The 23,378-nt window shown below is 68.7% G+C and carries 12 protein-coding genes; 5 read left to right on the top strand and 7 right to left on the bottom strand.

From position 1 onward, the window contains the following. Positions 1-37: 37 nt before the first annotated feature. The 3 genes from ABZ027_RS01035 to ABZ027_RS01025 are packed head-to-tail and all read right to left on the bottom strand — an operon-like array spanning position 38 to position 3,657. Positions 38-1,693, bottom strand: a complete 1,656-nt coding sequence (locus ABZ027_RS01035) for an extracellular solute-binding protein (RefSeq protein ID WP_356762985.1) — start codon at positions 1,691-1,693, stop codon at positions 38-40. 57 nt (positions 1,694-1,750) lie between these two features. Further along, positions 1,751-2,665 (bottom strand): carbohydrate ABC transporter permease, encoded by a 915-nt coding sequence (locus ABZ027_RS01030; protein ID WP_356762983.1) that lies wholly within the window; start codon positions 2,663-2,665, stop codon positions 1,751-1,753. Next, positions 2,662-3,657 (bottom strand): ABC transporter permease subunit, encoded by a 996-nt coding sequence (locus tag ABZ027_RS01025; RefSeq protein ID WP_356762981.1) that lies wholly within the window; start codon positions 3,655-3,657, stop codon positions 2,662-2,664. The genes ABZ027_RS01030 and ABZ027_RS01025 overlap by 4 nt, the downstream gene beginning before the upstream one ends. Before the next feature lie 267 nt (positions 3,658-3,924). Here ABZ027_RS01025 and ABZ027_RS01020 point away from each other — a divergent pair, with 267 nt between their 5' ends. Together ABZ027_RS01020 and ABZ027_RS01015 are read left to right on the top strand one after the other, a co-directional pair. Further along, positions 3,925-4,938, top strand: a complete 1,014-nt coding sequence (locus tag ABZ027_RS01020; RefSeq protein ID WP_356762979.1) for an acetylxylan esterase — start codon at positions 3,925-3,927, stop codon at positions 4,936-4,938. 272 nt (positions 4,939-5,210) lie between these two features. Then, positions 5,211-6,083, top strand: a complete 873-nt coding sequence (locus tag ABZ027_RS01015) for a hypothetical protein (protein ID WP_356763427.1) — start codon at positions 5,211-5,213, stop codon at positions 6,081-6,083. A gap of 711 nt (positions 6,084-6,794) precedes the next feature. Here the strand turns inward: ABZ027_RS01015 and ABZ027_RS01010 are convergent. The 3 genes from ABZ027_RS01010 to ABZ027_RS01000 form a co-directional block, all read right to left on the bottom strand. Further along, entirely contained in the window at positions 6,795-7,199 is a 405-nt protein-coding gene (locus ABZ027_RS01010) for a VOC family protein (RefSeq protein ID WP_356762977.1), read from the bottom strand. A 435-nt stretch (positions 7,200-7,634) separates the two neighbouring features. Beyond that, positions 7,635-8,750, bottom strand: coding sequence for a lytic polysaccharide monooxygenase (locus tag ABZ027_RS01005; RefSeq protein WP_356762975.1), 1,116 nt, complete (start codon positions 8,748-8,750; stop codon positions 7,635-7,637). 251 nt (positions 8,751-9,001) lie between these two features. Beyond that, positions 9,002-11,257, bottom strand: coding sequence for a PQQ-binding-like beta-propeller repeat protein (locus ABZ027_RS01000; protein WP_356762973.1), 2,256 nt, complete (start codon positions 11,255-11,257; stop codon positions 9,002-9,004). Between the two features lie 440 nt (positions 11,258-11,697). Here ABZ027_RS01000 and ABZ027_RS00995 point away from each other — a divergent pair, with 440 nt between their 5' ends. From ABZ027_RS00995 to ABZ027_RS00985, 3 genes are all read left to right on the top strand, one after another. Beyond that, positions 11,698-15,375, top strand: coding sequence for a S8 family serine peptidase (locus ABZ027_RS00995; RefSeq protein ID WP_356762972.1), 3,678 nt, complete (start codon positions 11,698-11,700; stop codon positions 15,373-15,375). A gap of 153 nt (positions 15,376-15,528) precedes the next feature. Continuing rightward, on the top strand, positions 15,529-16,530 hold the full coding sequence (locus ABZ027_RS00990; protein ID WP_356762969.1) for a LuxR C-terminal-related transcriptional regulator: 1,002 nt from the start codon (positions 15,529-15,531) through the stop codon (positions 16,528-16,530). A 162-nt stretch (positions 16,531-16,692) separates the two neighbouring features. Continuing rightward, positions 16,693-20,373: a S8 family serine peptidase gene (locus ABZ027_RS00985; protein ID WP_356762967.1), complete on the top strand. Its 3,681-nt coding sequence runs from the start codon at positions 16,693-16,695 to the stop codon at positions 20,371-20,373. Between the two features lie 130 nt (positions 20,374-20,503). Here ABZ027_RS00985 and acnA read toward each other — a convergent pair whose 3' ends face one another. After that, positions 20,504-23,221, bottom strand: a complete 2,718-nt coding sequence (gene acnA, locus ABZ027_RS00980; RefSeq protein ID WP_356762965.1) for an aconitate hydratase AcnA — start codon at positions 23,219-23,221, stop codon at positions 20,504-20,506. Between the last annotated feature and the right edge of the window lie 157 nt (positions 23,222-23,378).

Raw genomic sequence — 23,378 nt, 5'->3', positions numbered from 1 at the left:
AGCCAGAACCGGCCGCACGGCTCGGCGGGGACGCGGATCACCCGTTCTCCTTCTGGTAGCGGTCGTACGCCTTGTTGTGCATGTCGAGGAGCCGCTGCACGTTCTTGGCCTTCAACTCGCTGACGTAGGTGTCCCATTCGGACAGCGGGCGTTTGCCGAGGACGAACTTGAGGGTGTTCTGCGTGACGTGGTCCCGCAGCGGGGTGTCCCACAGCGACGCCTGCTCCTGCTCGACGGACTGCAGCGGGTGGGCCGGGGCGACGGGCAGTTGCTTGCGCTGGGTCATGGCGTCCTGGAACTTCTGCTCGTCGGGGCTGAACATGGAGGAGACCAGTTCCCAACTGCCGCCGTAGGCGAAGACGCCGTTGTAGAAGCCGTAGTCCTTCTGCATGTCCTTCGGGGCGTCAGGGTCGGAGCCCATCAGGCTGATGCCCTTCTTCGGCCGGTACCGGCCCCCGGAGCGGGTGTAGGTGACGCCCTCGACTCCCCACCGGGCGAACCGCTGGCCCTCGTCCGAGTACCAGAGCCAGTCCACGAACTGCATCATCGCGACGAAGGAGTCGCTCTTGAGGGCCTTGCTGGAGATCATGACGCCGTTCTCCAGCCGGATGCCACCCAGCACCACCGGTCCCGCCGGACCGAGCGGCACCGGGATCATCTCGATCCTCGCTCCCCTGACCTGCTTCTCCAGGTTGAAGCGGTACTCCTGCACCAGCACCTGGGGGTTGGCGCTGATCGCGAAGGACTTCTGCCCGAGCAGCTTCTGCGTCGCGTCGTCGTCGGTCTGGGTGAAGCTCTCCGGGTCGACCAGTTTCTCGGCGACCAGCTTGCGCACGAACTCCAGCATCTGCCGGAAGGCGTCACTCGCGCCGGTGAAGACGAACTCACGCGCGTTCGCGTCCCAGCTGATGTTGTCGTACGTCCAGCCCGCCCTGACCCCGTACGCCTGGCCGAGGTAGCTGAAGAGCGCGGCGGCCGGGTAGGGCGTGTTCTTGCTCCAGCGGTCGGAGAAGGGGTAGCGGTCCGGGTACTCCCGTCTGATCGCCGTGAACACGTCGTGCACCTCGTCCCAGGTGGTGGGCGCGGTCAGACCGAGCCGGTCGAGGACGTCCATGCGCAGCGCCAGCGAGTAGCCGGACCTGGCCTTCTCGTGCAGGCCGGGCAGCAGGTAGAACTTGCCGTCGGACTGGCGAATGGAGTCGAGCTCCGGCTCCAGCTTCCACTTCTTCACCTTGTCGCGGAAGTTGGGCATCAGGTGCAGGTAGTCGCTCACCGGGAGGATCGCGCCCGACGACACGAACGCGACCTCCGAGGGGTGGTACGTCTTGGGGATCAGGAACGGGGCGTCGCCGGAGCCGATGAGGACGCTGCGCTTCTTCTCGTAGTCCATGAGGGGGACGGAGACGGGCTTCAGGGTGACGCCGGTGCGCTTGGTCAGCTCCTTCCAGAACAGCCAGTCGTTCTTCATCGGGTAGACCGGGTTCTCGTTGTGCAGGACCGAGAACGACAGTGGCTCGGCCGCCTTGAACTGCTGGCCCGCCCGGTACTCCTTCATCGCGCCGTTCTGCTTCTTCGACAGGTCCTTGGAGCCGCCGCCGTCGTCGCCGCCCCCGCAGCCGGTGAGGGTGGCGAGGCCGACGAAACCCGCGGCGGCCAGGATCTGGCGGCGCGACAGCTGTCCTGCGTTCTTCACGGGAACTCCTTTGTTCCGTACGCCGGTTGAGGAGAGGTGCGGCACGTGCCGAGGCGGTCAGCCCTTGACCGCGCCGAGCATCACGCCCGACACGAAGTAGCGCTGCACGAAGGGGTACACACAGAGAATGGGCAGTGAGGTCAGCACGATCGTGACGGCCTGGATGTTCGCCCCGACCTGGCTGAGCTGCGCGTCGGCGGCGCCGGCGTTGCCGCCGGTGGTGGCGCCGGAGATCAGGTTGCGCAGGTAGACGGTGACCGGCATCAGCTCGGTCCGGTCCATGTAGAGGAACGCGCTGAACCAGGAGTTCCAGAAGGACACCGAGTAGAAGAGCACCATCGTGGCGACGACCGCCTTGGACAGCGGCAGCACGATCCTGAGCAGGATGCCGTACGCGCTCAGGCCGTCGATCTGCGCGGCCTCCTCCAGTTCGGTCGGCAGGCTCTCGAAGAAGGCCTTCATCACCAGCAGGTTGAAGACACTGATCGCGTTGGGCAGCGCGATCGCCCAGACGCTGTTCTTCAGGCCGAGGTCGGTGACCAGGATGTAGTTGGGGATGAGGCCGCCGGTGAAGAACATGGTGAACACCGCGATGCCGACGAGCGCGCCGCGTCCCTTGAGGTTCCTCTTCGACAGGACGTAGGCGTAACAGGTCGTCAGGACCATGGCGACGGCGGTGGCGACCACCGTGTACAGCACCGTGTTGCCGTAGTTCCGCCAGAACATCGAGTCCTGGAACACGATCTTGTACGTGGTGAGGTTGAACCCCTTGGGCCACAGCGTCACCTGGCCGGCCCGGATCTGGCGTTCCGCGCTGAAGGAGCGGGCGACGATGTTGAGGAACGGGTACAGGGTCACCCCCACCACCAGGGTGAGGACCACCCCGTTGACGCCCTGGAAGACGCGGTAACCGCGGGTCGGCTGGTTGACGGACGTACGTGGACGGGCGGGGCGCCCGGACAGCAGGTTCACCACAGGCTCGTCCCCACGGTGCGGCGCGAGAGCTGGTTCGCGGTCGTGATCAGCACCAGGCCGATGACCGCCTCGAACAGGCCGATGGCGGCGGCGTAGCTGAAGCTGTTGGACTCGACTCCGGAGCGGTAGACGTACGTGGAGATCACGTCGCCGGTCGGGTACGTCAGCGGGTTGTACAGCAGCAGGACCTTCTCGAAGCCGACCGCCATGAACGTGCCGATGTTGAGGATCAGCAGCGTGACCATGGTGGGGCGGATGCCGGGCAGGGTGACGTGCCAGATCTGCTGCCAGCGGCCCGCGCCGTCGATGCGCGCGGCCTCGTACAGATCGTCGTCGATGGTGGTGAGCGCGGCGAGGTAGAGGATCGTGCCCCAGCCGGCGGTCTGCCAGATCTCCGAGCCGACGTAGATGGTGCGGAACCACCCCGGTTCCTGGATGAACCGGATCGGATCGTGGCCGAGCCACCCGAGGACGTGGTTGACGGGACCGTCGGTGGCGAGCATCTGCAGGGTGATGCCCGCGACGATCACGATCGACAGGAAGTGCGGCAGGTACGACACCGACTGCACGAACCGCTTCAGCGACCGTCTGCGCACCTCGTTGAGCAGCAGTGCCAGCACGATCGGGATCGGGAAGCAGAACACCAGCGTGAGTCCGCCGATCCACAGGGTGTTGCGGAACACCTGCCAGAACGTGGGGTCGGTGAGGAACATGCGCACATAGCGCAGTCCCACCCACTGCTCACCGAAGAGGGAACCGCCCGGCTCGAAGCGCCGGAAGGCGATCACGTTGCCGATCATCGGCAGGTAGCGGAAGACGAGGAAGAACAGCAGGGGCAGAACGGCGAGCGAGTACAGCTGCCAGTCCCGGCGCAGTGCCCGGCGCCAGCCGGTGCGCGCGGGTGTCCGCGCGCGGAGACGGGGGGCTGCCCCGGCCGGTGGCGGGTCCTGGGTGCCCGGCGGTGGGGCCGATGTTGTGGACGTGCTCATGCTCGGGCCTCCCGTGGCATGGGACGCGGAACCGAAACTTTCGAGCTCTTACCGGTAACTTCGCGGCAACTTAGGGGCAGCAGAAAGCGCTGTCAATGGGGGCCGCGTGAGGGGATGTTGGGCCGTGGGGCGGTTGTGGCGCTCTGGATTCACCACGGGACGAGGGTGGAAGAGATGAAGGGATCGACGCGATCACGTCAAAAGTTTCTGACTTCTGACCGCAACGATCGGACCGGTCTGCCCCGTTGACGCCTGTGAGGTACCGCCGTGCCAGCGTTCGACCTGCCGCTGAAGGAACTCGAACACTACCGACCGGAGTTGGAGGAGCCCGCCGACTTCGACGAGTTCTGGCTGAGCACCCTCAAGGAGGCCGGGCAGACGGACCCGGTGGTCTCGGCGCGGCCGGTGGCGACGGGCCTGCGGCTGACGGAGACCTGGGACGTGACCTTCCGCGGCTTCGCCGGCGAGCCGGTGCGGGCCTGGTTCAGCCGGCCGGCCGGGGTGCCCGAACCGCTGCCCGCCGTCGTCGAGTACGCCGGCTACGGCCGCGGCCGAGGCCTCCCCCACGAGCGGCTGACCTGGGTGAACGCCGGGTACGCGCATCTGCTGATGGACAACCGCGGGCAGGGCGACCAGTACGGCTGCGGCGGCGACACCCCGGACCCGCACGCGAGCGCGCCCGGCGGCCCGGGCCCCGCGGTACGCGGTCTGCTCGACCCGCGGGACCACCACCACCGCCGCCTGATCACGGACGCGGTCCGCGCGGTGGCGGCGGTACGGGCGTTGACGGGGGTGGACGCGTCCCGCACCGTCGCCGTCGGCAACAGTCAGGGCGGCGGGCTCGCCCTCGCCGTCGCCGGGCTCGTCCCGGATCTCGCGGCGGTCCTGATCACCGCGCCCTTCCTGTGCGGGATCCGGCGGGCACTGGACCTCACCGACGCGGGCCCCTACGGCGAGATCACCGCGTACCTGTCCGTCCACCGGGGCGCCGAGCGCTCCGCGTACCGCACGCTCTCCTACCTGGAAGGCGTCTCCTTCGCCCGGCGCGCGCAGGCCCCGGCGCACTTCGGGGTGGGCCTGCGAGACACGGTGTGCCCGCCGAGCGGGGCGTACGCCGCGTTCAACACGTGGGCGGAACTGACCGGCGTGGACCCCCGCAAGGAGATCCACTCCTATCCGTACAACGGTCACGAAGGCGGCGACGCGGTGCATGTTCGTCGGCAACTGGGCTGGCTGGCGGAGGTGTTGAGTGTCAGTGAGGCCGCCCCCGGGTCGACGTGAACCCGGGCAGGTCCGTGTTCTGCCACGGCTTCACGCCTGCGAGGCGCTCGCCCTCCGTGGGGCGGTGACGGTGGTCGAGCTGGGATCTGCCCCGCACCAGGGCAGGTCCCGCGCTGTCACAAGCCAGTCATCGACGTCAGAAAACGACGTGCTTCCGCATCGTCCTCGGCATTTCCGCGAGTGCGGATGCCGGGATGCTCGATGGGAAGGGCGGGGCCGCGGCTGATCTCGTCGTACGCCGATTGTCGGAGGCTGCTGGCAATATCGCCGCCATGAACACCGTCCGTACCACCCCACCACGGCCGTTGGACGTGGCCGCGATCTTCCTTCAACTGGCCCCGCTGGCACGCACGACAACCCGGCTGCATCCCCGCCCCGGTTCTCCGTCACCGTACGACAGTTCGGTCGGCGGGCCGCTGCTGTGGCCCGCCGGGCAGCCATGGCTGTACTGCGACAAATGGCATGAGGGTCCGGTCTCCCCCCTTCTGCCCGTGGCGCAGCTGTACGTGCGCGACGTGCCCCAGCTGCACCCGCCCGGACGGACCGATCTGCTCCAGGTGCTGTGGTGTCCCTCCGAGCACCCGCCGGAGTACAAGCCTACGACGGAGCTGTTCTGGCGAACTGCCGCCGACGTCACCCACACCCTCGCTTCGCCGCCCACACCGACCGAGGCGCAGTACGGCTACACGCCCGAGCCGTGCGTGCTCGCACCGGAGCAAGTCACCGAGTACCCCAACATTCTGGAGCTGGACGAGGAGTTGAAGCAGCAGCTGAGGGACTGGACCGCGTGGCAGGCGGCCGGCGTCGAGATAGCTGATTCCTATGAGGAACCGGATGAGTTCTACTCCGCCGAGTTGTCCGAAGCTCCCGGATGGAAGGTGGGTGGCTGGCCGCCGTGGGGCCTCACCGATCCCATCGCCCGGTTCTGCATCAACTGTGGCTCCGCGATGAGCCCGTTGCTGACCATCGCCTCGGATGAATGCCGCGACTACAGGAGGGGTTGGGTCCCGAACGAGGAGCAGGCCATCGCCGTGATCGACAACGACATTGTGTCGAACCCGCCCGGTATCCAGGTCTCCGACGCAAACAATCTGCAGATCTACTTCTGCCCGAAGTGCTATACGCATACCGACCTGATCCAATAAGCCATTGCTGAAGGCCCCGCGAGGGCTGGGGCGTGCGGCTGTTCCATTGGCCCGGCCACTCAGCATGTCGCTGGGGCGCTGAAGCGTCCCGGCAACATCGTCTTGATCACGTCTCCGACCAGGATCGGTAGTCCGGGTGTCCCGCTGGGGTCGCGGCTGCCTCATCGTGCGGGGTGCGTGGGCCAGGCACCGTCGTCAGGATGGACAGGTCCAAGTCGAGGCTGTGCGCGTCCAAGCAGTCCTGGACGACGAGATGGCCGCTGTCCTGGACCGGGCCGGCGTTCCCGCCTGACCGTCGAGCAGAACCGCCCGGCCCGGCGCCGTTCCCTACGGGGCGTTGGCAGGTGGTGCGTGTACCGGTCCAGCACCTCAGCAGGTCCTGAAGAACGTCAAGGACCTGGTGGACGAGGGCGCTCGGGCGGCGGGGTGGCCGTGCGGGTGCGGTCTCTCATTCGTGCGGTGCCGGCCGGATCAACTCCGGTGGCACTGAGCAACTCCAGGAGATCTGACTGCCACTGGTCAGCCACACAAGGGACCAGCTCATCATGCCTGTTGCGTGCAAGAGATCCAGATAACGGCCTGTTGTACCAGCCGACCACGATCGTTCTCACCGATAACCGCTGTACCGATGTTCCGACCGCCGCGGAAATCACGGCAGTTGAACCAGGCAACGGGGTGGCAGGCCAGGGCACGGCCTGACCTGCCACTGCCTCACGAAGCCGTCGGTGTCTGCTCGTGGCTGCCATAGGGGCGCGTGATGATCTCCATGCCGTGCCCGGCCGGGTCCATGAAGTACAGGCCGCGTCCACCGTGGTGGTGGTTGATCTCTCCGGGCTGCTTCAGACGCGGATCGGCGTAGTACGTGATCCCGGACTGCTGGATACGGTCGAAGGCCGCGTCGAACTCCTCGTCGGAGACGAGGAACGCGTAGTGCTGCATGACGATCGACTCCGCCGGGATGGCGGCGAAGTCCAGGGTGACCCCGTTGCTGGTGGCCACGGGAATGAACGGGCCCCACTCGGCCCCGACCTCAAGCCCCAGGATGTGTGCCAGGAACTCGGCCGACTCCCGGTTGTCCCGGGCATGGATGATGGTGTGATTCAACTCGACTGACATGTGTGGAATGCCTCCGTAAGGCACCTCACGGCACCTCCATGCCTCACCCAGCCGGTGACCGACACGCGATGCGTGCGCATGATCTTAAACAGCCGCGCCTACACCGTCGAGGCAACTTCCGAGGAGGTAGACCTTTTCGGCCACGGAGCGTCACCCCGCCCCCCAGGCCAGGTCGAGAACTGGCGACAGTTGAATACGCGAGTCCACCAGTACCGAGGCCGGGTCGCCGTCGAAGGCGCCGGTATGGTCGGAAGCCGACTCGTCACCCCCGCCGGGTGAGGCAACCGGTTCCGCGCCGAAGGCCGTCGTCGCGGGTGAGCAGACCGGGTTCCCGGGCCCGGCCGGGAGGCACGCGGCCGTCACGCGGACCCGGTGAAGACACCCGCCCACCGGGTCCGCCTCTGGATCCTGTCCGAGTCCGCTGCCGACGCAGGTTCAGCCGACCCGGCAGGGCAAGGTCGTCGTACTGTCCCCGCCGGCCCCGGAGACGACGTAGCCGAACGTCGTACTCTTCCCCGGCGCCAGTGAGCCGTTCCAGTCGGCGTTGTGCACCATCACGTTCTGTCCGGTGTAGGTGGCGTTGCCGCTCCACAGGCTCTCGACCTTCTGGCCGCCCGGCAGCGTCCAGTCGACCATCCAGCCCAGCATCGGGACGTCGCCGGAGTTGGTGACCGTCACCTCGGACTGGTAACCGCCGTTCCAACTGCCCGTCGTCTTGCGGGTGGCCGTGCAGGTGCCCGGTACCGGATCGGTCGGGTTGCCCGGCTCGTGGATGCCGGTGACCTCGCCGTTGCCGCCGTCGAAGACGACGTCGGAGCAGGAGTAGAAGGTCTCCGCGCTGTCCGAGCGCTGCCACACCATGTAGATGATGTGCCGCCCCGACTTGTTGGCCGGGAGCTGACCGGACCAGGAGTAGTTGGCCTCGACCGTGCCCGGGCTTCCGTTGAGCGGCGGGTGGTCGACGCTCAGGAACGGCTGGGCCTCCATGGCGTCCCAGGTGAGGGGCTTCTTGGGGTCGAAGCCGTCCTTGGTGACGTAGACGTAGAACCAACCCGGGTGCGCGGCCCAGGCGTTGTAGGAGAAGTCGACCGTCTTGCCCGAGGTGAGGTGGGTGAGCGGCCAGTCGTCGCGGGCCGCGTTGAAGCCCGTGAAGTTGGTGTTGCCGCCGCTGCACAGCTCACCGTCCGGCACGAAGCCGCGGGTGCGGCCGGCGCCGTCCGAGCGCAGCACCGAGAACCAGTTGTAGAACGGCGTGGTGCCGCTGACCTGTTGCGCGTTCTTGCAGGCCGGGTTGATCGGTTTGATCTCACCGGTGTTGGTCAGTGCGTCCTGCCAGCACAGGAAGGTGCGGCTGGCGGGCTTCATCGGGGTACCGTGCGCCTCCGCCTCGCCGCCTGCCGTGACGACCAGGCTGAGCGCCGGGATCGTGGCGAGCAGGGAGACCAGTACGAGGAAGAGGGCACGGGCACGGGTGGGGAGCGGGAAGCGGGGGCCGGGCGTCGAGCGGCGTGGGGAGTCCGGGGACTCCACATCTGTTTTTGTCGTGATCATGACATATCAGTCCGTTCCTTGAGGTACGGGCCGTGGATGCGTGCATGCGGATGCGTGCGCGCGATCACGCGTGTGCGGATACGCGTATGCGCGCGTGCGGATGCGGGGGGTGGGAGCGACCCCGGGCGGGTTCCGGTCCACCATGTGGGAGCGCTCCCACCCACCTCTTTGGGACGCTAGCGCCGACCAGCCGACTTGTAAACGGCTGACGCACGGAGGTTGTTGGTGCCCTACCGGGGAGATGGGGCAGCCTACGAGGCTTCCTCGCTCGGGACGGCTGTCGGCAACGTTCCGGCCCTCGGCCGGTCCGGGCGCACCGAGAACGCCGTGTCGCCCGCGACGGCCACGATCGCGTCCTTGACGAGCAGCAGGCTGGGGATCGTGTTCTCCGCCGAGGTTCCCGGGTCGTCGAGCTTGCCGGTGTTCCATCGCGCCCTCCCGGTGTCCCGGTCTAGCGCGAGGAGGCGGCCGTAGCGGTTGGCGAAGTACAGGGCGTCGTACGTCGTGGACAGCACCGGTGCGGACAGGTTCTCGACCTGGGTGGCCCGCTGCCACAGGCGCGCCCCGTCACTCGCCCTGATCGCGGTGACGGTTCCGTCGGGGCGGACGAAGTACACGGTGTCGTCGACGAGGGTGGCCTCGCCGCGTGGGGTGTCCGGCAGGAAATTCCGGATGACCTTGCCTTCGACCGGGTTCACGTGCAGCAGGGCCGCGTACGGCTCGTCGCGGCCGTCGCTCGACTCGGACTCGGCGCTCTTGCGCTCCGCGAACAGCGGCTGCCCGTCGACCGCGCCGAGCGGCGTCGCCGTCTGGGGCAGCGAGGCGATCTCGTGGGCCGCGCCGTCGGCCGGGCCGAGGCGCAGAAGACCGACCGGGCCCGTGGTGGGATCGACGGCGTCGGTGCACACACCGTAAGGGGCGCCGCCCAGGACCATCGGGGCGCAGCCGGTGCCGGCCTTCGACTTCGCCGGGGTTCGCCACAGGTCCCTGCCCGTCCGGGGGTCGAGCGCGACGAGCTCCGACGTCTTGTCCGACATCGTCAGGACGCCGCCGTTGAAGAGGGCGGCGGGATGACCCGTGTCGACGGTGCGGATCCAGACCCGCTTCCCGGTGTCCGCGTCGAGAGCGATCACCCGCTGGTCCGCGTTCACCTCGTCCGGCTGCTCGTACACGTACACGATCCCGTCACGTACGCCGAGGGGCCGGTCGGCCGCCTGCGCGCTGTTGCCGTAACGCCACTCGACGCGGCCCGTGGCGGCCGCGATCCGGGCGACCGTGAAGCCGGTCCCCGCGCAGTACAGGGAGGCTTTGGCGGACACGCAGCCCGCCTCCACGGCGCTCACGTCGATGGCCGTGGGCTCCTCCTTCACGGGGCGCGTGAGCTTCGCCTGCCAGGGCCGCCAGCCGGTGAGCAGCTCCGGGCCGGCAGTGGCGGCGGAGGGGTCGGCGGTCGTGTCCGGGCTCGTCGCCAGGTGGTACGCCGACACCCCCGCCGCGGTGACGGCCAGGGCCGCGCCGAGGACGACGAAGCGGCGCACCCGGCGTCCGCGGCCGCCGGCCCGGGTGGTGGCGGTGACGGCTGTGGTGGCGGTGGCGGCTGTGTTCGGTGTCGCCGTCGTGTCACCGTGGCCTCGGTGGTTCCTGCGGATCACCGGGGCGGTCGGCGGGGTCGCCGTCGCGGCCGCCGTCGCCGTGTCGGGGAGGCTCCTGAACATCCGGTGCAGTTCGGCCAGTTGGGGTCTGGCGGCTGGGTCCTTGTCGAGGCAGCGCTCGACCATGGTCCGCAGCGGCTCCGGCACACCGTCCAGGGAGGGCTGCTCGTGCACGACCTGATAGCCCGTCATGTACGGGCTGCCGCCGTCGAAGGGACGGTTGCCGGTGGACGCGTACACCAGCAGCGAGCCCAGCGAGAACACGTCCGAGGCGGCGGTGACGTCCCGGGGCGAGGCGAACTGTTCCGGGGACATGAAGGGCGGGGTGCCGATCAGGTGTCCCGTCATCGTGAGGGCCTCGTTGTCGGCGGCGCGGGAGATGCCGAAGTCGATGACGCGCGGGCCGTCCTCGGCCATCAGGACGTTGCTCGGCTTCAGGTCCCGGTGCACGACTCCGGCCTGGTGGATGTCCCGCAGTGCCTCGACGAGGCCGAGGGCCAGGGTGCGCAGCGCGCGCCCGCCCAGCCCGCCCTCCCTGGCGACGATGCCCTCCAGGGTGTGGCCGGGCACGTACAGCGTGGCCATCCACGGCAGTTCGGCGTCGGGATCGGCGTCCACCACGGGGGCGGTGAAGGCCCCGCTGACCCGGCGGGCCGCCGCGATCTCCTGCCGGAAGCGGGTGCGGAACTCCTCGTCCTGGGCGTACTGGGCGTGGACGACCTTGACCGCGACCTGCCGTCCCGAGGCCGAGCGGCCGAGGTAGACCACCCCCATGCCGCCGCTGCCGAGCCGGTCGACGAGGGTGTAGCCCCCTATGGACCCGATGGACTCCGGCTCCCCCGTGCTCAGCGACATGTGCCGGTCGCCCCTCCTGAATCCCTGTGCCCCACACGGCTGTTCGGACGCATCACCCTAGTACCTCGCCCGTGGGCCGCCGCGCGTAGGGCCTGTCGGGCGGATCAGGTCGCAGGAAATGGGCGGTGCCCCATGGACGCTGGTGAGCGGGGCCTGGCGCGTTTACCTGCGGCGGCCACCTCCGCACGCCCGTCGGGCGGTCCACGGCCAGGATGCCTAGCCCGCAGCCGTGCGCCTCACGCGGCAGACCTTACGAGGGTGCCGGACTCATGTGACGGCACGATCTACGGAGATCGCCAATTGCCATGGCCGAAGGGGGCATTGGCACTCCTCGGCCACAGGATTCCCTTGAGCCGCTTTCCACGCAGCGCTCACTCTGATCACTGGCTTCCGCTCACCAGGCCGGAAGCGTCGTCAGCGTTCAGGGGAGGACGCCACCCATGCGAAGACACCACGCCTTCTGGGCCGTGGCAGGAGCGGCCGGATTGCTCACGGGCGCGATCGTGCCTGCCGCGGCCGGTTCCGGATCGCAGGCCACCGCGCCGGACGCCACGCCCACGCACAGCGGCGCCGGGGCCGGTGCCACGAAAACGCAGACCGTCACTCTCATCACCGGTGACACCGTGTCCGTCACCGCCGGACCGGACGGCAAGTACGCCGTAGACGTGCAGCGCGGTAAGGGCCGCGAGGCCGCCACCTTCCTGTCCAGTGAGAAGGACGGCGAGGTGAGCGTCCTGCCCTCGGACGCCGTCCCGCTCGTCCAGGCGGGCCGTCTCGACCCGGCCCTCTTCAACATCACCCAACTCGTGGAGCAGGGGTACGCCGACGCGAAGACCGGCACCACCCCCGTGATCGCCACGTACACCAAGGGCAACGCGACCCCCGACGGCGCACGCCGGGTACTCGCGCTGCCCACCATCGACGGCGCCGCACTCAGCGCCAAGAAGTCGACCGCCTTCTGGTCGGACATCGCCCCCGCGCTCGGCACCGAACCCACCACCAAAGCCGCGAAGCAACTCGGCGAGGGCATCGACAAGATCTGGCTCGACGGCAAGGTCGAGGCGTCCCTCGATGTGAGCGTGCCGCAGATCGGCGCGCCCGAGGTGTGGAAGTCCGGCTACGACGGCAAGGGCGTCAAGATCGCCGTCCTGGACACGGGCGTGGACACCGGCCACCCGGATCTCGCCGGGAAGCTCGCCGAGACGAAGAGCTTCGTGCCGGACCAGGCGGTGCAGGACGGCCACGGACACGGCACCCACGTGGCGTCCACGATCGTCGGCTCGGGCGCGGCCTCGGACGGCAAACGCAAGGGCGTGGCCCCGGGCGCGGAACTGCTGGTCGGCAAGGTGCTGGGCAACGACGGCCGCGGCCAGGACTCCTGGATCATCGCGGGCATGCAGTGGGCGGCACACTCCGGCGCGAAGATCGTGTCGATGTCGTTGGGCGGTGACGCGTCCGGCCCCTCGGACGTGCTGAGTGAGACGGTCGACGAGCTGTCCGCGTCCACCGGCACCCTCTTCGTGATCGCCGCGGGCAACTCCGGCCCGTCCGAGCAGACCGTCGGCACCCCGGGCATCGCCGACTCGGCGCTGACGGTCGGCGCGGTCGACAAGGCCGACAAGCTGGCCTCGTTCTCGAGCCGGGGTCCGCGCCTCGGGGACTCCGCGGTCAAGCCGGAGATCACCGCGCCCGGCGCGGCCATCACCGCCGCCCGCGCGGCCGGCACCACCATGGGCACGCCGGTCGACGACTACTACACGACGTCGAGCGGTACGTCGATGGCGACCCCGCATGTCGCGGGCGCCGCGGCGCTGGTCGCGCAGGCCCACCCCGACTGGACGGGCCAGCAGATCAAGCAGGCACTGGCGACCACCGCGAAGACGAACACCGTCAACTCCGTGTTCGAGCAGGGCGACGGCCGAGTCGACGCCGTACGGGCCGTCAACCAGGGCGTCTTCGCGACACCGGCCCTGAGCTTCGGCAAGTACGAGGAGACCGACACCGAAGCCGACAGCAAGGACATCACCTACACCAACACCACTGACAAAGCGGTGGAGTTGAAGGTTGCCTCGTCCCTCCCCGATGCCGCTCTGAACGCGGGCACCGTGACCGTCCCGGCGAAGGGCACCGCCACCGTCCGGGTGACCGTCGACCCCGCCGAGGAGGAGACCGGCCGGTACACCGGCCACATCACCGCGACCGCCGACGGCGTCCAGGTCACCACCGCCATCGGCTTCGAGAAGTTGGCGAAGACCTATGACCTGAAGGTGTCGCTGCTGGGCCGCAACGGCAAGCCGTCCACCTCGGCGTCGGTCTTCATGCTCCAGGAACTGAACGGCGCGTATGAGGACACGTACGGGTTCCTCGGCAGCGGCTACACGTTCAAGGTGCCTGCCGGTACGTACAGCATGGGGTCCTGGATCTCGGAGCGGGACGCGGCCGGACTGGAAGTCGCCACCTCGGTCGTCGGTGATCCGGAGATCAAGGTCGACGGCGACACCGAGCTCGTCCTCGACGCCCGCAAGGCGGTCGAGATCAAACCGAAGACCAAGGAGGACTCCGAGTTCCAGGGCTTCAGCACCAACTGGCACCGAGAGGGCCCGGGCACTGCGTGGGGCCTGACCTACAGCCAGAACTGGTGGACCGACCGCATCTACGTGGCGCCCACCAAGAAGGTCACCCAGGGCATGTTCGAGTTCTCCTCGAGGTTCCGGCTGTACGCGAAGGAGCTGACGGCGAGCGTCACCAGCCCCGAGAAGTACGCGCTGCCCCTCGACTACGCGCAGACGTCCACCGGCTTCCCGGTGAAGATCAACGGTGACCGCACGGTCCGGGCGGTGGACGCGGGCAGCGGCACCGCGGCCGACTTCGACGGGCTCGACGTCAAGGGCAAGGTGGCGGTCGTCCGGGTGGGCGCCGGCGCGACGGCGGACGAGGCACTGGCCAACGCGACCGCGGCCGGGGCCGGTTACGTCCTCGCCTACCACGAGACGCCCGGGTACTGGATCTCCTGGGTGAAGAGCGCGACCATCCCGCTGATGACGGCCACAGGCGAGGACGGCGCGAAGCTCGGTGCCCTGCTCAAGAGCGGGAAGAAGGTCAACCTGAGGCTGAAGGGCACCGCGGTCAGCCCGTACGTGTACAGCGTGATGTTCCCGCAGGCGGGCGCCGTCTCGGCCAACCAGACGTACGACCTGAACGGCTCCACCACGGTGAAGCAGACGGTTCGCTACCACGCGGGCCAGGCCGGCCAGGTCGGCAAGGACGCCGTGTACCGGTACCGCCCCTGGCAGAAGGCCGACATCGCGACGACCAACAATGTCCGGCTCGGCACGGAGCGCACCGAGTACTACAACGTCTCCGACAGCCGGATCTGGCACGCGGTCTATCCCGACTCGAACGCGAACAGGCCCCAGTGGGACTCCGTGCAGACCTTCGACAAGGCGGGCAGGCTGCCCTCCGAGGACTGGCTGCGCCAGGTCGTCCGCCCGGCGGCCAGTGAGCAGTACGGCCTCTCCCAGCGCACCGGCGACAAACTCACCTTCACGATCCCGGAGTTGAGTGACTCCACGCCGGGTCACTACGCCTCGGTGGACAACGCCCAGGACACCGCGAAGGGCAAGCTGTACAAGGACGGACAGCTGGTCGGTGACACCACACTCGGCGGACTCGGCACCTTCGACGTCCCGGCGGCGAAGGCCGCGTACCGCCTCGTGCTCGACGCTCGGCGCACCGCCGGCTGGGCCGCGTACTCCACCGGCACCCACACCGAATGGTCCTTCGCCTCGGCGCACACGGACCAGCGGACGGCGCTGCCGCTGCTCTCGGTCGACTACGACGTGGACGGGCTCGACCTCCTCAACCGCGTCGACCGCAAGCACAAGTCGGAGCTCGGTCTCTCCGTACGGAATCAGTCGGGCGGCGTCACGACCGGTGACCTGAAGGCATGGGTCTCCTACGACGACGGCACGACCTGGAAGGCGGTGAAGGTGAAACACGGCGAGCTGAAGCTCAAGCACCCGAAGGGCGCCAAGTTCGTGTCGCTGCGCGTCCGGGCCGCCGACCGGAACGGCAACGCGGTCGATCAGACCGTGCTGCGGGCGTTCGGTCTGAAGTAGGCGACCGGAAGCTGGTGACCTCAAGCCGGCCACCTGAAGCTGGTGATGTGAGGCTGGTGACCTGAGGCTGATGACCTGAAACGATCGGCCTGAAGTCAACGGCCTCCCAGGATGGTCAACAGCCTTAACAAAGATCGCCTACCGTGCCGAGCCATGGTGAACACGGCGTATGACACGGCAGGGCAGACCCCCGCCGCGAGCCCCTGGGCCGCGGTGGGGGTCTCCGCGTTCGACGAGCTGCTGTACCAGGCGATCCTCAACCAACCCGACGCGGGCGCGGCCGGCTGGGCTTTGCTCACCGGTGCCTCCCCGGCCCGGGTTCGCGAGGCCTGCAACCGGCTGCTCACGCTGGGGTTGCTGCAACCGCCGGACTCCATGGGCGGGTTACGGGCGGTCGACCCCCGGGTGGCGATCCGCGCGCTGATCCGGCGGCGCGAGACGGAGTCCGAGCTGCTGGCCGCCACTGCCGAGGAGATGGCGACCGCGTACGAGGCGGGGCTGCTGCGCGAGGAGCCGTCCCGGCTGGTCGAGGTGGCCTCCGGCGAGGGCGCCATCGCGGCACGCCTGGAGGAGATGTACGCGCGCGCGGAGCACGAGGTGTGCCTGTTCGACACACCGCCGTATCTCGCCCCGGCGGGTCCGCAGGTGGATCTCCAGGCCGATCTGCTCAACCGCGGCATCGTCTCGCGTGGCATCTACGCGGCGACCGGCCTGGAGGACCCGAAGGTCCTGTCGCGGGCCCTCAGGATGGTCGAACTCGGTGAGCAGGCCCGGGTGTTGCCGTCCGTTCCGCTCAAGCTGCTGGTGGTCGACGGATGCCGGGCGCTGCTGCCGCTGACGGCCTCCGTGGCCGGCGGCTACTGTGCCGTCGTGGTGTGGCACTCGGCGGTGACCGAGGCCCTGCAGAAGCTCTTCGAGCTGGCCTGGCAGCAGGCGACGCCGCTGGGCCAGGCCGCCGACGACAGTGAACTCTCCGAGAGCGAGAGGACGTTGATGCGACTGCTGGCGGCCGGAATGAAGGACGAGGCGGTGGCTCGCCATCTGGGGGTGAGTCTGCGGACCCTGCGGCGGCGGGTGAGTGAGCTGCAGGAGCGGCTGGGTGCGGCGAGCAGGTTCCAGCTGGGGATGCGGGCTTCCCAACGCGGCTGGGTGTAGCGGCGCGCAGGCCGGCCGTCGGCTGCTGTGTCCGAAGCGTGCATTGGCACGCTTCGGCCACAGGAATCCCTTGAGGCACCTCCCGCGCACCGCTCACTCTGTCCATGGCTTCGGCCCACCAGGCCTGAAGCCTTTTCAGAGTTCAGGGGAGGAAGTCCACACATGCGAAGACTCCACGCCCTCTGGGCCGTGGCAGGAGCGGCCGGACTGCTCGCGGGGGCCATCGTCCCCGCGACTGCCGGCCCCCGGTCCCCGGTCGCCACGTCAAGCGCCACGAGCACACCGGACCTCACCGGGTCCGGCGCCACGAGTACGCAGACCGTCACTCTCATCACCGGCGACACCGTGTCCGTCACCGCCGGACCGGACGGCAAGTACGCCGTAGACGTCCGGCGCGGCAAGGGCCGCGAAGCCGCCACCTTCCTGTCCAGCGAGAAGGACGGCGAGGTGAGCGTCCTGCCCTCGGACGCCATCCCACTGGTCCAGGCGGGCCGTCTCGACCCGGCCCTCTTCAACATCACCCAACTCGTCAAGCAGGGATACGCCGACGCGAAGGCCGGCACCACACCGGTGATCGCCACGTACACGAAGGGCAACGCGACCCCCGACGGCGCACGCCGGACGCTCACGCTGCCCGGGATAGACGGCGCCGCACTCAGCGCGAAGAAGTCGACCGCCTTCTGGGCCGACATCGCCCCCACCCTCGGCACCGAACCCACCACGAAGGCCGCCAAGCAACTCGGCGAGGGCATCGACAAGCTCTGGCTCGACGCCAAAGTGACCGCGGCCCTCGACGTCAGCGTGCCGCAGATCGGCGCGCCCGAGGTGTGGAAGTCCGGCTACGACGGCAAGGGCGTCAAGATCGCCGTCCTGGACACCGGCGTGGACACCGCTCACCCGGATCTCGCCGGGAAGCTCGCCGAGACGAAGACCTTCGTGCCGGACCAGACGGTGCAGGACGGCCACGGACACGGCACCCACGTGGCGTCCACGATCGTCGGCTCGGGCGCGGCCTCGGACGGCAAACGCAAGGGTGTCGCGCCGGGCGCGGAACTGCTGGTCGGCAAGGTGCTGGGCAACGACGGCCGCGGGCAGACCTCCTGGATCCTGGAGGGCATGGAGTGGGCGGCGAAGTCCGGCGCGAAGATCGTCTCCATGTCCCTCGGCGGTACGGCCTCGGGTCCCTCGGACGTGATGAGTGAGACCGTCGACGAGCTGTCCGCGTCCACCGGCACCCTCTTCGTGATCGCGGCGGGCAACGCGGGACCGGGCAAGCAGACCGTGGGCACCCCGGGCATCGCCGACTCGGCGCTGACCGTGGGCGCCGTGGACAAGGCCGACAAGTTGGCCTCGTTCTCCAGCCGCGGCCCTCGCCTCGGCGACTTCGCGGTCAAGCCGGAGATCACCGCACCGGGCGTGGCCATCACGGCGGCACGCGCCGCCGGCACGACGATGGGCACACCGGTCGACGACAACTACACGACGGCGAACGGCACGTCGATGGCGACCCCGCATGTCGCGGGCGCCGCGGCGCTGGTCGCGCAGGCCCACCCCGACTGGACGGGCCAGCAGATCAAGCAGGCGCTGGCGAGCACAGCGAAGACCATGCCGGACGCCAACGCCTTCCAGCAGGGCGACGGCCGGGTGGACGCCGTACGGGCGGTGCGGCAGGGCGTCTTCGCGACGCCCGCACTGAGCTTCGGAAAGTTCGAGGACGGCGACACCGAGGTCGTCACCAAGGACATCACGTACACCAACACCACTGACACAGCAGTGGAGTTGAAGCTGTCGTCGAGTCTCTCCAAGGCCGCCCCGGCCGCCGAAACGGTCACCGTACCCGCGAAGGGCACCGCCACGGCCGCGGTCGGTGTCGATCCGGCGAAGGTGGAGCAGGGCCAGTACACCGGCCACATCACCGCGACCGCCGACGGCGTCCAGCTCACCACGGCCATCGGCTTCGCGAAGGCGCCCAAGACGTTCGACCTGAAGGTTTCCCTGCTGGGCCGGGACGGCAAGGCGGCAGGCTCGGCGATCTACACGCTCCATGAGCTGAACGGCGCGTATCCCAAGGAGTACGGCTTCATGGCCGCCACCGAGACCTGGGAGGTCCCGGCCGGTACGTATTCCATCGCCACCTGGATCCCCGACCGGGACGCGGGCGGCGTGGCCGTCGGCACCTCGGTCGTCGGCGATCCCGAGATCAAGGTCGACGGGGACACCGAGGTGGTCCTCGACGCCCGCAAGGCGGTGGAGATCAAACCGAAGACCAAGGAGGACTCCGAGTTCCAGGGCTTCAGCACCAACTGGCACCGAGAGGGCCCGGGCAGCGCCTGGGGGCTGACCTACAGCCAGGGCTGGTGGACCGACCACGTCTACGTGGCGCCCACCAAGAAGGTCACCGAGGGAACGCTGGACTTCTACGCCAAGTTCCGGCTGTACGCGAAGGAGCTGACGGCGAGCGTCACCAGCCCGGAGAAGTCCGCGCTGTCGCTCTACTACAGCCAGACGTACAACGACTTCCCGACGAAGTTCAGCGGTGACCGCACGGTGCGGGCCGTGGACGCGGGCGGCGGCACCGAGGCGGACTTCAAGGGGCTCGACGTCAAGGGCAAGGTGGCGGTGGTCGGACTCGGCGCCACCGAGTGGGCGGACGAGGCGCTGGCCAACGCCACGAAGGCGGGGGCCGGGTATGTCATCGCGTACCGCAAGAACCCGGGCTTCTGGCTCACCGCCGTGGACCGTGCGACCAGCGTCCCCCTCATGATCGCCACCGGCGAGGAGGGCGCCAGGCTCACCGGCCTGTTGAAGACCGGCAAGAAGGTGACACTGAAGCTGGGCGGCACACCGGTCAGCCCGTACGTCTACAACCTGCTCGCCACCCAGAGCGGCGCCATCTCCGCGAACCAGACGTACCGCTTGGACAGCTCCAACACGGCGAAGTCCAGGGCCAGTTACTACGGGGCCAAGGCCGGCCAGATCGGCTCGGACACCGTGTACACGTACCGCCCCTGGCAGCTCTACGCCATCGAGAGCAGCCAGTACATGCAGCTCGGTACCGTGCGCACCGAGTACAACTACGTCGACCCCGACACCCGCGTCTGGCACAACGTCTACCCCGACTGGCAGGCGGGCAAGGCCCAGTGGAGTCCGCTGCGGACCTACACCAAGGCGACCACGGAGCCCACCGAGGAGTGGCTGCGGCAGGTCGTCCGCCCGGGGGCCAGCGAGGAGTACGGGCTCTCCCAGCGCACCGGCGACAAACTCACCCTCTCCGTACCGGAGTTGAGCGACGCCACGCCGGGCCACTACGGATACGTCGACGGCACCCAGGACACCGCGCAGGGCAAGCTGTACAAGGACGGACAGCTGGTCGGCGACTCGCTCCTCGGCGGCTACGGCACCTTCGACGTACCGGCGGGCAACGCCTCGTACCGTTTCGTACTGGACGTGCAGCGCCGGGCCGACTGGGCCGCGTACTCGACGAGCACCCACACCGAATGGTCCTTCGCCTCCGCGCACACCGACGCCGAGACGCCGCTGCCGCTGCTCACCGTCGGCCTCGCCCCGAAGAAGCTCGACCTCCTCAACCGTGCTGACGGGAAGAAGGAGTTGGAGATCGGGCTGCCGGTCAGCGATCAGCTGGGAAGCGTCAGGGCGAGCAGCCTGAAGGCGTGGGCCTCCTACGACGACGGCACGTCCTGGAAAGAGGTGAAGGTCAAGAACGGCAAGGCGAAGTTCAAGCCCGCCAGGGGATCGCAGTTCGTGTCGCTGCGTGTGCGGGCCGCCGACAAGGACGGCAACCGGATCGAGCAGACCGTGCTGCGGGCGTTCGGCCTGAAGTGATCTGAAGTGGGCCGTCCACGACGGTCGGGCCGCGCTCCCCATGAGGGAGCGCGGCCCTTCGCCGTTCGGCTTACCTGCGGGGCAGGCTGCTTACTCGCGGTGCAGGCTGCCTACTCGCGGAGCAAGCTGCTTACTTGCGGATCAGGCTGCGCAGTACGTACTGCATGATGCCGCCGTTGCGGTAGTAGTCCGCCTCGCCGGGGGTGTCGATGCGGACGACCGCGTCGAACTCCACGCCGGTGTCGGTGGTGACCTTGACCGTGCGCGGGGTGGTGCCGTTGTTGAGCTCCTCGACGCCGGTGAAGGAGAAGGTCTCCTCACCGGTCAGACCGAGGGAGGCGGCCGAGGCACCCTCCGGGTACTGGAGCGGGAGCACGCCCATGCCGATGAGGTTCGAGCGGTGGATGCGCTCGTAGGACTCGGCGATGACGGCCTTGACGCCGAGGAGCGCGGTGCCCTTGGCGGCCCAGTCGCGGGACGAGCCGGAGCCGTACTCCTTGCCGGCCAGGACGACCAGCGGGATGCCCTGCTCGATGTAGTTGCGCGAGGCGTCGTAGATGAACGACACGGGCGCGTCGGGCTGCGTGAAGTCGCGGGTGTAACCGCCTTCGGTCCCCGGCGCGATCTGGTTGCGCAGGCGGATGTTGGCGAACGTGCCGCGGATCATGACCTCGTGGTTGCCTCGGCGCGAGCCGTAGCTGTTGAAGTCACGACGCTCCACACCGTGCTCGGTGAGGTACTTGCCGGCCGGGGTGTCGGCCTTGATGGCGCCGGCCGGGGAGATGTGGTCGGTGGTGACCGAGTCGCCCAGCTTGGCCAGGACGCGCGCTCCGGCGATGTCGGAGACCGGGGTGGTCTCCATCGTCATGCCCTCGAAGTACGGGGGCTTGCGGACGTAGGTCGACTCGGCGTCCCACTCGAAGGTGTTGCCGGTCGGGATCGGCAGCGCCTGCCACTGGGCGTCGCCCGCGAAGACGTCCTGGTAGGACTTGTTGAACATGTCCTCGCCGATGGCGTTCGCCACGACGTCGTTGACCTCGGCCTCGGAGGGCCAGATGTCCTCGAGGTGGACCGGGTTGCCGTCCTGGTCGATGCCCAGGGCGTCCTTGGTGATGTCCACCTTCATGGAACCGGCCAGGGCGTACGCGACGACCAGCGGCGGGGACGCCAGGTAGTTCATCTTGACGTCGGGGTTGATCCGGCCCTCGAAGTTCCGGTTGCCGGAGAGGACCGAGGTGACCGCGAGGTCGTGGTCGTTGACGGCCTTGGAGACCTCCTCCGGCAGCGGGCCGGAGTTGCCGATGCAGGTGGTGCAGCCGTAGCCGACGAGGTTGAAGCCGACCTTGTCGAGGTAGGGGGTCAGACCCGCCTTGTCGAAGTAGTCGGTGACGACCTTGGAGCCCGGGGCGAGGGTGGTCTTGACCCACGGCTTGCGGGTCAGGCCCTTCTCCACGGCCTTCTTCGCGACCAGCGCGGCGGCGACCATGACGTACGGGTTGGAGGTGTTGGTGCAGGAGGTGATGGCCGCGACCGTCACCGCGCCGTGGTCGATCTCGTACGTCGAGCCGTCGGGGGCGGTCACGGTGACCGGGTTGGACGGGGCGCCGTTCGGGGCGACGGCCGGGGAGTCGGAGGCCGGGAAGGACTCCTTGCCCGACTCGTCCACGGAGTCGACGTAGTTGAGGACGTCGGACTTGAACTGCTGGGCGGCGTTCGCGAGGACGATGCGGTCCTGCGGGCGCTTCGGGCCGGCGATCGAGGGGACGACCGTGGAGAGGTCGAGCTCCAGCTTCTCGGAGAAGTCCGGCTCGGCCTTCGGGTCCAGCCAGAGGCCCTGCTCCTTGGCGTACGCCTCGACGAGCGCGACCTGCTGGGCGTCACGGCCGGTCAGCCGCAGGTACTTCAGGGTCTCGTCGTCGATCGGGAAGATCGCGGCGGTGGAGCCGAACTCCGGCGACATGTTGCCGATGGTGGCGCGGTTCGCCAGGGAGGTGGCTGCGACGCCCTCGCCGTAGAACTCGACGAACTTGCCGACCACGCCGTGCTTGCGCAGCATCTCGGTGATCGTGAGCACGAGGTCCGTGGCGGTGGTGCCGGCGGGCAGCTCACCGGTCAGCTTGAAGCCGACGACGCGCGGGATGAGCATGGAGACCGGCTGGCCGAGCATCGCGGCCTCGGCCTCGATGCCGCCGACGCCCCAGCCCAGCACACCGAGGCCGTTGACCATGGTGGTGTGCGAGTCGGTGCCGACCAGGGTGTCGGGGTACGCCTGACCGCCCCGGGTCATGACCGTACGGGCCAGGTGCTCGATGTTCACCTGGTGGACGATGCCGGTGCCCGGCGGGACGACCTTGAAGTCGTCGAACGCGGTCTGGCCCCAGCGCAGGAACTGGTAGCGCTCGCGGTTGCGGCCGTACTCCAGCTCGACGTTCTGCGCGAAGGCGTCGTTGGTGCCGAACTTGTCGGCGATGACCGAGTGGTCGATGACCAGCTCGGCCGGGGAGAGCGGGTTGACCTTCGCCGGGTCGCCGCCGAGCTCCTTGACGGCCTCACGCATGGTGGCGAGGTCCACGACACAGGGCACACCCGTGAAGTCCTGCATGATCACGCGGGCCGGCGTGAACTGGATCTCCTGAGAGGGCTGGGCCTGCGAGTCCCAGCCACCGAGGGCGCGGATGTGGTCGGCGGTGATGTTCGCGCCGTCCTCCGTGCGGAGCAGGTTCTCGAGCAGGACCTTGAGGCTGTAGGGCAGGCGGGCCGAGCCCTCCACCTTGTCCAGCCGGAAGATCTCGTACGACTCGTCGCCCACCTGCAGCGTGCTGCGGGCGTCGAAGCTGTTCGCCGACACGACAGTCTCCTTCATTTCTGTGCGCTTACCACCGCATCCTGCCGCCACGCCCTCTTGGCTCATCCGCTAAGGTAAGGCTAAGTTAGGTAGGCCTTACCGCCAGACCTGGCGGAAGCGTGCGACTGCAGTACGCCTCGGCAGATATCTCGATGTCGAG

Origin of the sequence: Streptomyces sp. NPDC006332, assembly GCF_040612855.1 — a bacterium.
GTDB lineage: Bacteria > Actinomycetota > Actinomycetes > Streptomycetales > Streptomycetaceae > Streptomyces.
This window is presented reverse-complemented; position numbering and strand designations above follow the sequence as displayed.